The sequence below is a fragment of the uncultured Lamprocystis sp. genome (genome assembly GCF_903933125.1).
Lineage (GTDB): Bacteria > Pseudomonadota > Gammaproteobacteria > Chromatiales > Chromatiaceae > Thiodictyon.
Genome location: NZ_CAIZIZ010000177.1, coordinates 17,659 through 32,611, shown reverse-complemented (window position 1 = coordinate 32,611; position 14,953 = coordinate 17,659). Strand labels below are relative to the sequence as shown.

Below are 14,953 nucleotides of genomic sequence, written 5' to 3'. Positions count from 1 at the left end.
GACTTCGCAGACCGACTACTCTGCCATTAATCCTGCCAGAAGCCCGCAGCGGTGTCTACCCCCTTGTGCGAACGTTAACTTTTGTTAACCCCCGCCAGCCTGCGCCGTGACTGAGGTCGCGCGGTCATGCTTCAGGGCTGCGGCTGCATCCGGGGCCAGCCTTGGCAACTTCGCCAGTGCGCACAGGGCTTGGTCCAATGCATCGAGCGCGGCAAGAAAGTCCGCATCGGGTTTGCACAGGCGGGCGGCGAGCGGCGCCGGCATGGCCGCCATCGCCAACTGCTTCGCCAGCGCCAAGCAGAGGGTCGGGCTGGCTTCAAGGGCCGCTCTGATCTCCTGCTCGGCACCCTCAGGCAGGGCTGCGGGGCGGCGTTTTGGCTTTTCGTCCGGCGGTGGCTGCGGTATTTCGACTCTCGACGCATGGGGAACACTGCTTGGCGTCTCGGCAGATTCAACCCCTTGATAGGCACCCAAGGCATAGCGGACGAATTGGGCGGCGTTGGCGGCGGCGAGGGTCTACTTGGCGTCCTTGCCCTTCCCCTTGTGGCCGTCCGCGAAGTCGCAGACGGCCTTGACGATGATCCAGGCACCACCAACCGTATGCGCTGCGATCAGGATACCCGCGGCCTCCATTTCGCCGCCGATGGCCTCGGGATACGCCTGCCTGAGCTGACCCTTGAAGACCGGATCATCGATCAGCTTCTCACCGGACAGAATCTCCCCGAAACGGACCTTGGCACCCGTCCAGCACGGAGGGGTCGATACATTGTGCAGGAAATCATGAAGTTTCCCATCAACGGGGACGCTGACGCCGCGTTGGATAGGCTGGCCTTGACCGACCCGTTGGGGCTCGTAGCAGGAGACCCGGCTGGAGACCAGGATGGTGCCGATCGGGGTCTTGTCTTGGTCCATCCCGAAAGCGACACCGACCGCGATGCATGTGAAGTCCAGAGTTGATGCCGTCGGGGCTTGCCGCGCTCGGCTTGGGAACAGGCGCTGTGTCATGGCGGGCTGGCATCTGCACTGGTCCGTCGGCAGGCGCGGGAAGATCAACAGTGTGCGTCCCCTCCGGACACTCCGGCAGATGAGTATCCACCTGCCGGTCAGCCTTCCGCGTAGGGTGCGGTGAGGAACGAACCGCACCAGCCGCCGCGGGAAGATCAATGGTATGCGTCCCCTCCGGACACCCCGGCTGATTGCGATCCACCTGCCAGTCACCCTGATTCCAACAACGGAAGTGAAACAGCACCCGCCGGGGGTCGCGATGGAGTTCAACCCATTGGAACGCATTCGGATAAGGCTTGCCGGAGTAGCAGCACCCGGCGGCGGCCTCGATGCAGGAGCGCCGCGGGTCGGCGGGGACGATACGGAACAGGTCGGGCTCATGGAGATGACCGCGCAGGATGAGGTCGCGATGGCGGTGCAGCGTGCGTTGGGCGTCGTTGCGGTCGAATTCGGCCAGCGACGCCCAGGGATGGTGCAGCAGGGCGATGCGCCAGTCGCAGCCGCCCTCGCCTTTCGGATGCAGGACAGTCTGGTTGATCTGAGAGGTGCCGAGCAGGAGCCGGCTGTCGTCGTCGCCGCCGGCCAGCCAGGCGGAGTCGAGCCCGGCGACATGTAGATCCTGGTTGTGGAGGCGGATGCGGCGCTGCCACCAGGGGAGGCTTTGGCGCTGCTTCAGCCAGTCGCCGTGGAATCTGAGGTAGGCGGCGTGGCGCTTGAAGAGCAACTCCCGCGTGTCTTTGGACTTGAGGCGGTCGGTCACCGCGTCCTGGGTCTTGGCGGCGAGCAGTGCCTGGTGGGCATCGCGGGCGCCCGGTTCGATCAGGTTCCAGTCGACGTCGTGATTCCCCGGCACCAGCAGCAGGCGGTCCGACGGCAAGGGCGTCGCCGGATCGCGGGTCAGGTGGGGCCAGAGATCCTCCAGCCACTGGCGGGCGAGTGCGTACTCGTTGCGCTTGCCGGATTGGGCGAGGTCGCCGGTGATGATCACCAGGTCCGGGTACAGCGCGTTCTCGGCGGCATCGGCGGCGATGAAGCCGGCCAGCGCACGCAGAATCGGGTCGGCGTCCCACTGCGAGCGGGTGCTGAAGTGGAAATCCGACAGGTGCAGGATCCGGATCGGAGAATCGGCGGGGGTCGTGGTCACCGGGGCGCGCTCCATCGTCGTTGGTTTCTGTGCAGACTAACCAATGCGGCCCGGCGGTTGCAACCGCAGCAATTCCAAACTTGGGCAGCATCGCGCGGCCCCTGGTGGATGCGGCGCGCGCGACCAACATGCCGGTCCCTGACACCGAGCGGCGCGCCTTATCCACCCTACAGCGGATCCGGTTCTGTCGGGTGGATCAGCGTCGCGCGTCGGATGGGCAGAGCAAGCGCAATGCCCATCCTACCGAACTGACAGGATCGCGTAGGAGCCCGCTGGCGGGCGACGGGTGGGGCACAATGACTCGATTCCGGCAGCGCAAGTCGCCCGCAAGCGGGCTCCTACGGGGCCTTGATGGTGGCGCCCGACGGGCCGCGTTGCCGGATGTGGTGAGGCATGAACCGCACGACCCCGACGGCACTCAGGAGGTCAACTTCCGATAGATGTCCGACACTTTCAGCGGCAGTTTGCCCACGTCGGCGATGACGGCATAGTTGGCCGGGCCGTACATGTGCGGCAGGTAGTCGGCACCCTGCTCGTCGATGGTGATGCAGAAGGGGTGGATGCCGTCGCGGCGGGCCTCGAAGAGTGCGGCGCGGGTGTCCTCGATGCCGTAGACACCACGGTATTGGTGGTCGTAATCGTCCGGTTTGCCGTCCGACAGAGTGATCAGGAGCCTGGTGCGGGCGTCCTGCGCACGCAGCAGTTTGGTCAAATGCCGGATGGGGGCGCCCATGCGGGTGTAGTCGCGCGGGGCGATGCCGCAGATGCGCGCCTTGGCGCTGTCATCATAGGGTTCGGCGAAACGCTTGACCGGGTAGCACTCGCAGCGCTTGCGCGTCCAGCCGGAGAAGCCGTAGATGGCGAAGCGGTCGCCCAGGGTGTGCAGGGCCTCGGCCAGCAGGATCAGCGACTCGCGTTCCGCATCGTTGATCCAGCCCTTGGTGGAGCCGGACATGTCCACCATGAAGAGGACGGCGATGTTGCGCTCGTCCCGGTGCAGCCGGGTGAAGAGCCGGTCGGTCTGTTCCAGCCCGGCGCGGCAGTCGGCATAGGCATCGACCAGGGCGTCGAGGTCCACGTCCTCCCCGTGCGGCTGACGTCGGGCGATGCGTTCCTCGCCGCGCAGCACCTCGAAGGTGCGGCGGATGGACTTGATCAGGCCGCGGTGCTTGGCCAGGGTCCGGTGATAGCAGTCCAGGGACGCGGGCGGCACCGCGTGCTCCCGCAACACGCACCAGCCCTTGCGGTGGTGGCGGCGCTCGTGATCCCACTCGTCATAGAGAAAGGCGCCCTCCTCATGGTAGGTGCCGGCCCAGACCGCGTCCGGGTCGCGCCCCGCGTCCGCCGCGGCGCGCCGGTAGAGTCCGGGGCCGGCGGCCACCAGATACTCGGGCGGGATCTCGCCATGGTCCTGGAGGATGCTCTCCATCACCGAGCGGACATCGTCCGGCGGGGCCACCGGCTTGCCGTCCAGCAGGAGTTCGAAGCGCAGGCCGGTGGGGCTGTCCGGGTCGGCGCGGCGCTGCGCCCCCAGACGCGCGGCGGTCTCGGGAAGGGTCAGGGCCTCAGGTTGCTCCGCACCGGGGGGCCGACCGTCCTGATCCTCGACCAGCCGGGCCAGGGCGATGCGGAACAGATCCCGTTCCAGGGCCACGCGGGATTCCAGGCAGGCGCGCACCGCGTCCGGGTCCAGCGCGCCGCGGTAACAGCAGGTGTCGGGGCGGCGGCCGTGTAGCCGCGCCGTGAGATTCAGGCTGTCGGCCACGCCGGCGGCCGGGTCGGCCAGCGCCGCGGTCACCGCGCTCCAGTCCGGCGCCCGCCCCTCCGCGCCGCGGTCCAGCACGTGCCGCAGGGCCGCCATATCGCGCTGCAGACCGGGGAAGTCGCGGGCGATGCAGGCGTCCAGCCGCACCTGCTCCAGCGCGTGGAACAGACCGAGACCGGCCCCGGTCAGGCCGCGCGTCGCCACCGCTTCCAGCAGCACGCCGCCGCGCCAGGTGCCGTACCAGTTCTGCGCCCATTGATGGACGACCATCGCCTTATAGAGCCGGAAATTGGCCTCCGGGTCCGGCAAGCGGCCGATGACCGGCGGCAGCAAGCACTGCTCGGTGTCCGTGTAATGCCGGTCACCGGCGGCGAGCTTGAGCGGCCGGCCGTTGAGACCGCAGACAAAGCGCTCCAGCACTCCGACGCAGTCCTCCAGCGCCCGACCGGCCAGCTTCTCCTGCTGGTTTGACGCGAATTCGGCCACCTCCTGCAACGCGCGGATGGCCGGCAATTGGCCCTTCTTGTCATACAGGTCCATGGCGTACAGCAGCCAGGACTGCACCGCGTCCAGATCCATCAGCCCCATGGCGCGCGGGGCGAAGGCGGTGAACTGATAGGCCAGCTCGGCGTTATCTTTGGCGATCACCGCCCCCCAATGCAGCACGAACCCCTGCTCGGCGGCGCTGAAACCCGCCAGGTCCGCCGCCGGGCGCGCGGCCGTGCGCCGGGAGGACAGCGCCGGGTCCAGGTAGCGGTCCATACGGTCTTCGAGTTCGGCGGCGGTGAGGGGGGTGGTTGGGCTCATGTGCGGGAAGTCGCTGCCAAGTAAGGAAAGTGCGCCTTAGTCGTCGTTCCGGCCGCCGGAAGACCGACTGCGTAGTCAGGGCTTCCAGCCCTGACTGTTCCAGCCCCGACGCCGCCAGGCCAGGATGACCTGACTACGCACTCGGTCAAGCCACGACCTCCAGTGCACGACGCCCGGGCACTTGCCGGAACGATGATCGACGCCCGAAATTGAATCGCTTCTCCGATTACGACCACGACAACGACAACGATAACGACAACGATTCCGCTGGTGGACTAGAACAAAGACCCCGACAACTCATTGATCGCCGTAAGCATATCCGGGTCATCGGTCAGCGCCTGGGCGACGGCGCTCTTGCAGGCGACCACCGGGGCGACGCCGGCCACCATCAGCTTGGCGGCGTGGACCAGCAGGCGGGTGGAGGCGCCTTCGTCGAGTCCCTGCCCTTTCAGATTGCGGGTCATGTGGGCGAACTTCACCAGTTGGCGGGCGGCGCCGGACGCGATGCCGGACTCCTTCTCGACGATGCGCTGCTCCAGGGCCGCGCCTGGGTAGTCGAACTCGAGGGCGACGAACCGCTGGCGGGTGGACTGTTTCAAGTCCTTGAGCACCGACTGATAGCCAGGGTTATAGGAGATGGCGAGACAGAATTCGGTCGGGGCCTCCAGGAGTTCGCCGACCTTTTCCATGGGCAGACAGCGCCGGTCGTCGGCCAGCGGGTGGATGACCACCGTGGTGTCCTTACGCGCCTCGACGATCTCGTCGAGATAACAGATGCCGCCGGCCCGCACGGCGCGGGCGAGCGGCCCGTCGACCCAGATGGTCTCCCCGCCCTTGACCAGGAACCGGCCGACCAGATCGGAGGAGGTCAGATCGTCGTGGCAGGACACGGTGATTAGCGGCCGTTTGAGACGCCAGGCCATGTGCTCCATGAAGCGGGTCTTGCCGCAACCGGTCGGACCCTTGAGCAGGATGGGCAGACCGTGATGGTAGGCCGCCTCAAAGACCGCAATTTCGTCGCCCACCGGTTCGTAGTAGGGCTCATCCAGGATGAAATAGTCTTCGGGCTTGATGACCCTGAGCTGGTGCTGCACCGGCTGACTCCGCGGCGATGGTTTCGTGAGCGCTAACTGGGGGTTCCAGTCTGCCGTCGCAACCCGCGGCGGGGGTACCGCCGGGCGGCGGCGCAGGGCGTCGGCAAGGAGCCTGCCGGCTAAATATTAGCCGGCATCGCTAAGGTATTGACCTGTTTAGGCTCGGGCCGGTTAAGCACAAGCTATCCACAGAAGCGGGCACAGCGAATGTGGAGAACCATGCGGGGGCTCGGTTTACCTGGCGGACCTACCGGCCAAATGTTAGCCGGTTTCGCTAAGGTACTGAGCGGCTGAGTCTCAGGCCGGTTAAGCACAAGCTATCCACAGAAGCGGGCACAGCGAATGTGGAGAATAATGTCGTCTGGGTGTGGGTGCGGGTGCGGGGTCCGGTCCGCGCAGCGGACCCTACGGTTTGATGACCGCGTCCTCTTGCTTGAAGGCCTCAACCGGGATGATCAGGGTCACGTCATCGCTCACGGCGGGAGCGTATTTGCCGAGATTGAACTCCGAACGCTTGATCTTGGCGATGGCGTTGGCGCCGCACGCGGCCTTCTTCATGATCGGGTGGGGCTTGCACAGGATGGATTCGACCTTGAGCGCCACCGGCTTGGTGATGCCCTTGATGGTCAGGTTACCGTCCACGCCGATCAGGGTGTCGTCCTTGAACCGCAGGGTGTCGGATGTGTAGGTGATGGTCGGATACTTGGCGGTGTCGAAAAAGTCCTCGCCCTGGAGGTGCTCGTTGAACTTGGCGGACCCGGTGTTCACCGAGGTCGTGTCGATGCTCACATTGACCGAGCCGCTTTTGGCGACGCGATCGATAACGATGGTGCCGGTGGTGGTGTCGAAGCGCGAGGCCTGGTTGGACAAGCCCAAGTGGTTGTATTCGAAACGCGGCAAGGTGTGGCTGCCTTCGATGATGTAGGTCTCGGGGGCCGCCGCGGCGGCGCCGGACAGGGTGACGGTGACGGCCAGGGCGATCAGTCTATTCATGAGTGTATTCTCGGTGTGGTTGTAAGGCGTTTTAGTGCTGCGCCGCACCGGCGACGACGTGAAACTTGATCTGAATCTCGTTGGCGACCGTGCTGACATCCGACCAAGTGCCCTCGCCGATGCCGAAGTCAAGGCGCTTGAGCACAAAGACCCCGTCGAACACCCCGGCGGTGCCCTCCTGTTTGAAGGTGAAGGGAGCGGTCATATCGCGGGTCCGGCCCTTGATGGTCAACTGACCAACGGCCTCGAAGCGGTCGCCGCCCAGCGCCTTGACGCTGGTGGATTGGAACCCGGCGGTCGGGAACGCCTTGACGTTGAGCCATTGCTTGCCGACCACTTCCTCGGTGGCCTCCGCGGAGCCGGCATCAATGCTCGAAAGATCGATTTCCAGCCGGGCACTGGCGGCGGACGGCGCGGCCGGATCGAAGCGGATCTGCCCACTGAGTCGACCGAAACCGCCGTCCACGGGCACCCCCATTTGCTTGGAGGTGAAGACGAGCTTGGAATCCGCGGGCTGAATCTCAGTGAACTCGACGGCCTGTGCCGCCCCGGCAAGGAGCAGGACGGCGGACCAGGCAAGGCGCGGGTTGATCATGAGCGAGTCTCTCCGGAGGGCAATTTGACGAAGGGCAAGATCCGGCGCAGCGTGTCATCCCGATCGATCAGATGATGTTTGAGCGCCGCGGCGGCGTGCACCACGATCAACACCATGAGCGCCCAGGCGAGGCTGCTGTGCAGATCCGCCAACAGCGTGCCCAGCGCCTGATCTTTGCCGACCAGATCGGGCAGCGGCACCAGGCCCAGATAGACGACCTGGAACCCTTTGGCCGAACTCATCAGCCAGCCGCACAGCGGCACGGCCGCCATCAGCAGGTAGAGCAGCCAGTGGGTGGCCTCGGCCAGCTTGAGTTGCCAGGCGGGACCCGGCAGCAGTGCCGGCGGCGGCCGCACGAGGCGCCACAGCAGCCGCGGCATGAACAGCAACAACACGGTCATGCCGATCCACTTATGGTAGGAGTACAGGCGCAGCTTCTCGGGCGACAGCGACAATTCGTGCATATAGAGCCCGAGCGGGAAAGCGGCCAGGATCAGCGCCGCGATCAGCCAGTGGGCGAGTTTGGCGGGGGTGGAGTAAGGGGTTGTTGAGCTCATAGACTGTGGTCTTTGCCGGTACTTGACGGTTAGTCCTGGTTCGGTCTACAGCGTGGCGAGTCTCGATCGCGATTTCAATGCCCCGGACAGCGGCGACGCGCAACCGCACTGCATCCGCGAACCCCGGCCGGTCGGCGGATGTATTGAGCCGTCCGGTCACATGGCGATGCCGCCACAGCAGTCCCGCAGGCCGCGATGCCGATGTCGGTTGCCGTAGTGGAGGGCGCTGCGGTTGCCGGAAGACGGTGCTGACGATGACATGGTCCGAGGACCAAATGCGCTAGTCTTCGGGGCGTGAGTGTTGGCTTACTTTCCTGCAGCATCTGCTCTGGACAACACGATCCGAACGGCGCATGCCTCGATCTGAGGAGAAAAGAGCGAAAACGCGCCTCCTGAATCGCATTCGGGCACATTGCCGCCAGACCGAGCACGGGTTCCAGATGCCGATTGCATCGCGAGATGCAATGATTTATCCTGGTTCATTTAGTGGTATTAGAGGATATCGTGGTGACAATCGATAGGCTCATGCGCGCCATCACGCTTGGTGGCGCTTTACTCTTCACGGCAGCAGCGGCGCAGGCGCTCCCGGACTTGCTGATCGTTGCTGCGGACAGCAACCCGCCGACAGCGGAGATGACGGCGAGCGGCAAGTTTGCGTCGGTTGCCGTGTTCGACGCGCGATCGGGCACGCCGACACTCCCCCAAGTGCTTCAGTATGATGTCATCCTCGCATATAGTAATAGTATTCCGCTGGATCCGATCGGCCTTGGCGATGTGCTGGCCGATGCCGTCGACGCCGGCCGTATCGTGACGGTCGCAACCTACGGTATGAGCCAGCCTTGGGCGATCACCGGCCGCGTGCAGACCGCCGGCTACAACCCCCTGGGCATTGCGACCACCGGCGACGTGAGTGGGTCATTGACGGCCGTCGTGCCCGCGGACCCAATTTTCCGCGGCGTGACCTTGAGCGCGGTGAGCTACTTCCACAACAGTAACTTCGCACATCCCACTCTCGCCCCCGGCGCGACGCTGCTCGCCACTGATGGCGCCGGAATCAACATGATCGCCCGGAGTGCCAGCAGACGCGTGCAGGGCATGAACCTGTTCCCGGGTAGTAATGTCGGCAGCAACGCCGAGTTCTTCGAGCTGGTGGCGAACATCGTGTCGCGCTCAAGCGGAGCCGTCCCTTCTGCCTCTAATCCTATTCCGACACTTTCCGAGTGGAGTTTGATCCTGATGGCCCTGTCCGTCGTCGGCATCGCGGCCTGCACACCGCGGCTGCGCAGCACACGCGGTACAGAGCGCCTGACACCTGCCTGACCTTACTTAGAAACGGCCCATCAAGTGTTTCCCGATTTTCACTTCAAGAATGAGGGGCGCACATGAGGGCAAGTCGGGCCCCAGAGCCTTACTGGAATTGCGGTATCCCGGAGGAGAGCCACCAACTATCGAGCTTCGTATCGTAGGTCCAGGTCTGACGATCGGTGATGGTCTTCACTACCTGTCGGTCTTCGTACAGGTAGTCGATGGTGACGACCTGGACGGCCTCTCCCGGATTCTGCATCAGGGGCGGCTGCACGACTTCGTAGCCCGCAACGCGCAGATCCGTGAAGACCGGCGGCAGATCCTTGCTCTTGTCTTTGCGCTGGTCCGGGTGCAGGTAACCGTACGCGGTCTCGAAATATCCCCAGCGCAGGGCTGACTGATAGGCGGCGGTGGCTGCCTGAAGGCCCAGCGCGCGCTTGTCTTTCTCGATGGTGCCACAACTGGCGAGCAATAGACCAACGAGGGCAACGGCCGTGACCCGACCGCCTAAAGGCTTGTGCTTCATCCTGACTCCAGTGAAAAGGCGAGCGGACTGCGCTGCAATCCAGGATTCTACGGGATCTCCCGACGACGACCAACGGCACCCCGATCCCCCGCCCTGGGTTATGATGCTCGCCCACGCCTCGTGAGCGACCGCCGCAGGACCTGCCCCATGCCGCAACCCATCGCCTCGCCACCCGATGAACCCCAATGTGAGGTTGTGCTCGGCGAGACCCGCCTCACCTTGCTGGGCACCGCGCACGTCTCACGCATCAGCGTCGAGCAGGTCGAGCAGTTGATCGGCAGCGGGGAGTACGACGCCGTGGCGGTGGAGTTGTGCCGCAGCCGTTACGCCGCCCTCATGGACCCCAAGTCCCTGGCTCAGATGGACCTCTTCTCGGTCATCCGGCAGCGGCGCGTCTATATGGTGGTGGCCAACCTGGCGCTGGCGGCGTATCAGCAACGCCTCGCCGATCAGTTCGGCATCGAGCCCGGGGCCGAGCAGCGGGCCGCGGTGCGCCTCGCCCGCGAGCGCGGCCTGCCCGTGCTCCTCATCGATCGCGAAATCGGCATCACCCTGCGCCGGATCTCGGCGAGCTTGAGCTGGTGGAAACGTTACAGCCTGTTCGTCGGCCTCCTGGCCGCGCTGCTGACGACGGACGAGGTCACCGAGGATGAGGTGGAACGGCTCAAGGAGGGCGACGTGCTGGAGACCGCTTTTGCCGAGTTCGCCCAGGACCGTCAGGACCTGTACGCCCCGCTGATCGACGAGCGCGACCATTACATGGCTGCCAAGCTCCGCCTGGAGGCCGAGCGCAACGGGGTCAAGCGCGTCTTGGTGGTGGTGGGGGTCGGGCACTTGAAAGGCATCGCCCGGGCGCTCAACGCGGGTTGCGATGACTGCCAGGCGCGACTGACGGCGCTGGAGCAGGTGCCGAAACCGAGCCGCTGGCCGTCCGTCCTGCCCTGGCTGCTCCTGCTCTTGATCATCGGCGGACTCGCCTGGGGATTCGTGCAGAGCCCCGCGCTCGGCTTCGACCTGGTAGTCTCCTGGATACTGATCACCGGCGGGCTCTGCGCACTGGGCACCCTGATTGCCGGCGGCCACCCCCTGACCGTGCTGGCGGCCTTTCTGGCAGCACCGCTAACGACACTCCATCCGGCCATCGGCGCCGGGATGGTCACCGGGGTGGTTGAACTGTCCCTGCGCAAACCCAGTGTCGGCGACTTCAGCAGCCTGCGCGGTGATGTCGCCACGATTCGCGGCTGGTGGCGCAATCGGGTCGCGCGGGTTTTTGTCGTGTTCTTGCTGAGCACCCTGGGGGCCGGCATCGGCACCTATATCGGCGGCTTCCACATCGCGGGGAAGCTGCTGGGGTGACACAAGGACTCGATCCAGATGATCGCGGATCACCGTGATCGCCGCGTCCAGATGCTGGAAGGCATGATCCCCACCGTCCCACATCATCAGCCGACCGCAGTCCAGATAACAGGTCCGGGCGATGCGGTAGTCAATGACCTCATCGCCGCGGTCCAGGAAGAGCGTCGTCGGCACGCCATCGCACGGGTCGGCAATGCCGAAGGGGCGGGTCGCCTCGATCAGGTCCGCGGTGATCTGATAGGACTCGCCGTCCGCCGTGGTCATGGTCTCGCCGTGGTGCGAGAGGAGCAGGTCCCAGGGGGTGACCGCCGGATTGATCAGGAACAGATGCGAAAAGACGAAACGACGCGCCAGCCATTGGCCGTAAAAGCCGCCCATGGAACTGCCGATGACGGCGGGATGGACCTCCCCCAGTTCGGCGAAGAAATCACCCAACCGCTGCACCGCCGCGGCCGGTCGATGGGCCGGATAGTCCGGCGCCAATACCGCATGGGGCGAAAGACGCTCGCGCAGAACGCACGCCTTGGCCGACCGGCCGGAGCTGTTGAGTCCGTGGAGATAGATAAGCATGGTGACGGTGACTCAGTCGAGACGATGCTCCTTGATCAACCCTTCGCGATACGCCTGCAACAACGCATGCAATTCGTCGATCTGCTCCTGGATGTGACGCCCGCGGTCGGTATCGCCGATCAACATCCGGCGCGGATAGGTGTGGATGACCTCGGTCTCGGTGTCGATATCGAGCTCCTCCGATACGGCCTTTTGCGTCGACTCGAAGGGCTGGTGCGCGGCAAGCAGCAGGTAGCGTGAATTGGCAATCAGCGTATAGCCGGCAATACCGGTCTCTTTCTGATAGGCGCGCGAGAAGCCGCCATCGATGACGATCAGTTTGCCGTTGGCCTTGATCGGCCGCTCGCCCTTGCCGACCTTCACCGGCACATGACCGTTGATGATGCAGCCGCGGTCCGGGTCGAGACCGAATTCGGCAAGAATCTTGCGCGCGCTGTCCTCCGTGTCGCGCAATGCGTAGTAAGGATTGCGCTCTTCGGCATGGGTCGCCTTGTCGGCGATGAAACAACGCTCGAAGGTCGCCATCTTCTCCTTGCCGAAGAGCGGTGATTGGGGCGCGCACCACAAGAACCACATGACATCCATGCCGTACTGCTTCTGCGCCGGGTTATCGATATCGAAATAGCCTTGCCGCGCGAGCCGATCCACCCGATCGAGAAACGCCCGGCCGGTAAAGGACTTGCCATCGACATTGAAGGCACGGAACTGACCATCGTCATTCATGGCGACACAGCCGTGATAGAGCAGATTGCCGTCATGGACCAAATACAGGCTGCCGTTGGCAAAGAGGAAGCGCGTGTGCTGCTGCAGTTTGCGACTGTTGACGAAGGACTGCAGCAACTTGTCCATCACCGCCTGCTCTTCAGGCGTCAGGACATCCGGATTGGCCGGGTCGATCGTGGGGAACAGGTGGTCCAGCAGGGGATAGTCCACCCCGTCCAGCCTGATGCTGCCGCGCGCATAGTCGACCTTATCGAGCAACAGACGATCGTTCATCAGATAGTGCGGACGACGCTTGATCACCTGACTCTCCAGCTTGAACTGGATGATGGTGATCGCTTTCTGCATCTGCGCCAACAGGCGGATCTCCTGGCTGGTGAAGCTGTGTTCCTTGGGCAGTTTGGGAGCGAACAGCTCGCAGGGGTCGTCCTGGTAGGTTTCAAGCGCGAACGAGGCCAGCGGCAACATACTGATGCCGTAGCCGTTCTCCAGCGTTTCCATGTTACCGTAGCGCAGGCTGAAGCGGATGACGTTGGCGATGCAGGCCTCACTGCCGGCCGCCGCCCCCATCCACAGAATGTCGTGATTGCCCCACTGGATATCGACCTGATGGTACTGCATCAGCAAATCGAGAATGGTGTGCGCGCCCGGGCCGCGATCGTAAATGTCGCCGATGATATGGAGTTTCGCCACGGCCAGGCGCTGAATCAGTTCAGCGAGGGTGGTGATGAAGGTCAGTGTGCTGCCGGTCGAAACGATGGTGTCGATCTGACTCTGGTAATACGCCGTCTTGGACTCGACGCCCTGCTGATCATACAGCAGTTCCTTGATGGTGTCGGCAACATGACTGTGCAGAAAGCCACGCACCGTTTCACGACGGTACTTGGCGGTGAGACTACGACAGAACTTGACGAGACGGATCAGGGTCAGCCGGCTCCATTCGTCCTTGTCGGCGACGGCCCCCAGCATCATTGGCGCTTTCAGCTCGGGATAGTAGATCAGCGTGGCCAGATTGCGCCGTTCGGGTTTCGTCATCGAGTCACCGAACATCGCGTCGATCTTGCGCCAGATCGATCCGGCGCCATTGCGAATGACATGCTCGAAGGCTTCATGCTCACCATGGACATCGGAGAGAAAATGCTCAGTTCCCTTCGGGAGTTGCAGCAGAGCCGTCAGGTTGATGATAGCCGTTGATGCAGCCTGAATCGACGGATACTTCTCCGCCAACAGGTTCAGGTACTTCGTTGTGACATCGGAAGCGTTCTTGGGCATGGGCATGGTTCACTCAGGTTCGGCCAGGCACGGTGTCTGGCACCCTTGGTAACGAGTCAGAACTAATTTTAACCACAGGACTTCGCCGACCGTACAGCGGCGGCCCTTGCGTGCGATCGGATCGATCCCAGTACTAGGAAGCTGGCGGTTCGATTTCAGCCGTGAATCCTGTCCCCGAACGCGACGCGCGTCAATGGCGGGGGCACCCCCCGTTGAGCTTTCAGAGGCAGCGCTTTCATATGACACACGCCTGCATCCGCGGCCTCCTGCCGACCCTGCTGTTGTTACTGGTGGCAACCGCCCTCGCCGGCTGCAGTCAACTGCAAATTGCCTACGGCACCTCCGAGTTCCTCATCAAGCGCTACGCGGATGACTACCTGAAGCTGGACCGCGAGCAACTGGCGCGCTGGGAGCCGAGCCTGAAGGCCGCGCTCAAGACGCATCGGGCGGAGGAACTGCCGGGTCTTGCGGGCCTGTTCGACGCCTTGCATACGGCAAGTGTCAACGGGTTCGACCAGACCAACACCCGCTGCCTGACCACCGCGTTCCGGACCCTTTATCTGCGTCACGCCCGACTCGCGACCGCGGCGGCGGCGCCCTTGCTGGCGGGGCTGACACCCGCTCAAGTGCAGGCACTGGAGCAGCGCTTCGCGGCGGACTACGCCGACGACCGGATCAAGCCCGGAACCCGCGATGTCGGGCGGGAACTGCGCAAGCGCACCAAGCGGTATGTCGAGTCGATCGAGGAGTGGACCGGCCTGTTGAGCGCAGCACAGCGCACGCTGGTCGCTGACGTGACCGGACGGATGCCGGACACAACCGAGGCGCTCCTGGACTACCGCACGCGCAAGCGGGAGCAACTGATCACGCTGCTGCGCGCCGGCGCGAACGCGACCAGGATCGAGCGCTTCCTGAGCGCCTGGCTGGTCGATTATCAGGACCTGCCCCCGGCCTTGGCCGCGGCCGGGGACGCGATCGGTGAGCGCGTGGGTGAACTGCTGATCCGGCTCGGGACCACCCTGGATCAAGCCCAGCGCAAACGACTGAACAGCCGGCTGAAGTCGCTGCGGGATGACCTCATGCAGTTGCAAAAAGCACCGCGGCTCGTGCCTGTCGGTTGCCCGACCGCAGGCAGCGAGACGATAGTACAACTGCCACGGCCTTGAACGGTGCGGGAAACAGGAACATAAGCCGGTTAGGGAATGATTTCAGCACCGTTATCGTTCTTTTTGTCGTTGTCGTGA

Annotated in this window: 13 protein-coding genes and 1 pseudogene; 3 read left to right on the top strand and 11 right to left on the bottom strand. The window is 64.2% G+C overall.

What is annotated here, in order from left to right; translation table 11 throughout:
* Positions 1-84: 84 nt before the first annotated feature.
* The 8 genes from QZY03_RS08950 to QZY03_RS08915 all read right to left on the bottom strand — a co-directional run bounded on the left by QZY03_RS08950 (position 85) and on the right by QZY03_RS08915 (position 7,960).
* Positions 85-297 (bottom strand): hypothetical protein, encoded by a 213-nt coding sequence (locus QZY03_RS08950; RefSeq protein ID WP_295580185.1) that lies wholly within the window; start codon positions 295-297, stop codon positions 85-87.
* A gap of 219 nt (positions 298-516) precedes the next feature.
* Positions 517-912, bottom strand: a complete 396-nt coding sequence (locus tag QZY03_RS08945) for a hypothetical protein (protein ID WP_295580184.1) — start codon at positions 910-912, stop codon at positions 517-519.
* Entirely contained in the window at positions 794-2,149 is a 1,356-nt protein-coding gene (locus QZY03_RS08940; protein WP_295580183.1) for a metallophosphoesterase, read from the bottom strand. Before QZY03_RS08940 ends, QZY03_RS08945 begins: the two co-directional genes overlap by 119 nt.
* Positions 2,150-2,567: 418 nt before the next feature.
* Positions 2,568-4,721 carry a hypothetical protein gene (locus QZY03_RS08935; protein WP_295580182.1) on the bottom strand — a complete coding sequence of 718 codons (2,154 nt, stop codon included), beginning with the start codon at positions 4,719-4,721 and terminating at the stop codon, positions 2,568-2,570.
* A gap of 275 nt (positions 4,722-4,996) precedes the next feature.
* Positions 4,997-5,815: a CbbQ/NirQ/NorQ/GpvN family protein gene (locus tag QZY03_RS08930; protein WP_295580180.1), complete on the bottom strand. Its 819-nt coding sequence runs from the start codon at positions 5,813-5,815 to the stop codon at positions 4,997-4,999.
* Between the two features lie 405 nt (positions 5,816-6,220).
* Complete coding sequence (locus QZY03_RS08925; protein ID WP_295580179.1) at positions 6,221-6,808, bottom strand: YceI family protein; 588 nt, start codon at positions 6,806-6,808, stop codon at positions 6,221-6,223.
* A gap of 31 nt (positions 6,809-6,839) precedes the next feature.
* The gene (locus QZY03_RS08920; RefSeq protein WP_295580177.1) at positions 6,840-7,403 is read right to left on the bottom strand and encodes a YceI family protein; all 564 of its coding nucleotides are present in this window, start codon (positions 7,401-7,403) and stop codon (positions 6,840-6,842) included.
* On the bottom strand, positions 7,400-7,960 hold the full coding sequence (locus tag QZY03_RS08915) for a cytochrome b (RefSeq protein ID WP_295580174.1): 561 nt from the start codon (positions 7,958-7,960) through the stop codon (positions 7,400-7,402). Before QZY03_RS08915 ends, QZY03_RS08920 begins: the two co-directional genes overlap by 4 nt.
* A gap of 525 nt (positions 7,961-8,485) precedes the next feature.
* Here QZY03_RS08915 and QZY03_RS08910 point away from each other — a divergent pair.
* Positions 8,486-9,280: an IPTL-CTERM sorting domain-containing protein gene (locus QZY03_RS08910; protein ID WP_295580172.1), complete on the top strand. Its 795-nt coding sequence runs from the start codon at positions 8,486-8,488 to the stop codon at positions 9,278-9,280.
* 88 nt (positions 9,281-9,368) lie between these two features.
* Here the strand turns inward: QZY03_RS08910 and QZY03_RS08905 are convergent, their stop codons facing one another.
* Positions 9,369-9,791, bottom strand: a complete 423-nt coding sequence (locus QZY03_RS08905; RefSeq protein WP_295580170.1) for a hypothetical protein — start codon at positions 9,789-9,791, stop codon at positions 9,369-9,371.
* 147 nt (positions 9,792-9,938) lie between these two features.
* Here QZY03_RS08905 and QZY03_RS08900 point away from each other — a divergent pair, with 147 nt between their 5' ends.
* Positions 9,939-11,147, top strand: a complete 1,209-nt coding sequence (locus QZY03_RS08900) for a TraB/GumN family protein (RefSeq protein ID WP_295580168.1) — start codon at positions 9,939-9,941, stop codon at positions 11,145-11,147.
* Positions 11,148-11,186: 39 nt separating this feature from the next.
* Here the strand turns inward: QZY03_RS08900 and QZY03_RS08895 are convergent.
* Both QZY03_RS08895 and QZY03_RS08890 read right to left on the bottom strand, forming a co-directional pair.
* Positions 11,187-11,717, bottom strand: a pseudogene (locus QZY03_RS08895) (YqiA/YcfP family alpha/beta fold hydrolase); the annotation flags it as partial.
* Positions 11,718-11,729: 12 nt separating this feature from the next.
* Positions 11,730-13,715, bottom strand: coding sequence for a fructose-1,6-bisphosphatase (locus tag QZY03_RS08890; protein WP_295580166.1), 1,986 nt, complete (start codon positions 13,713-13,715; stop codon positions 11,730-11,732).
* A 233-nt stretch (positions 13,716-13,948) separates the two neighbouring features.
* Between QZY03_RS08890 and QZY03_RS08885 the strand changes: the two genes are divergently transcribed.
* A complete protein-coding gene (locus QZY03_RS08885; protein ID WP_295580165.1) occupies positions 13,949-14,875 on the top strand; it encodes a DUF6279 family lipoprotein in 927 nt (308 codons plus the stop codon).
* Positions 14,876-14,953: the final 78 nt, after the last annotated feature.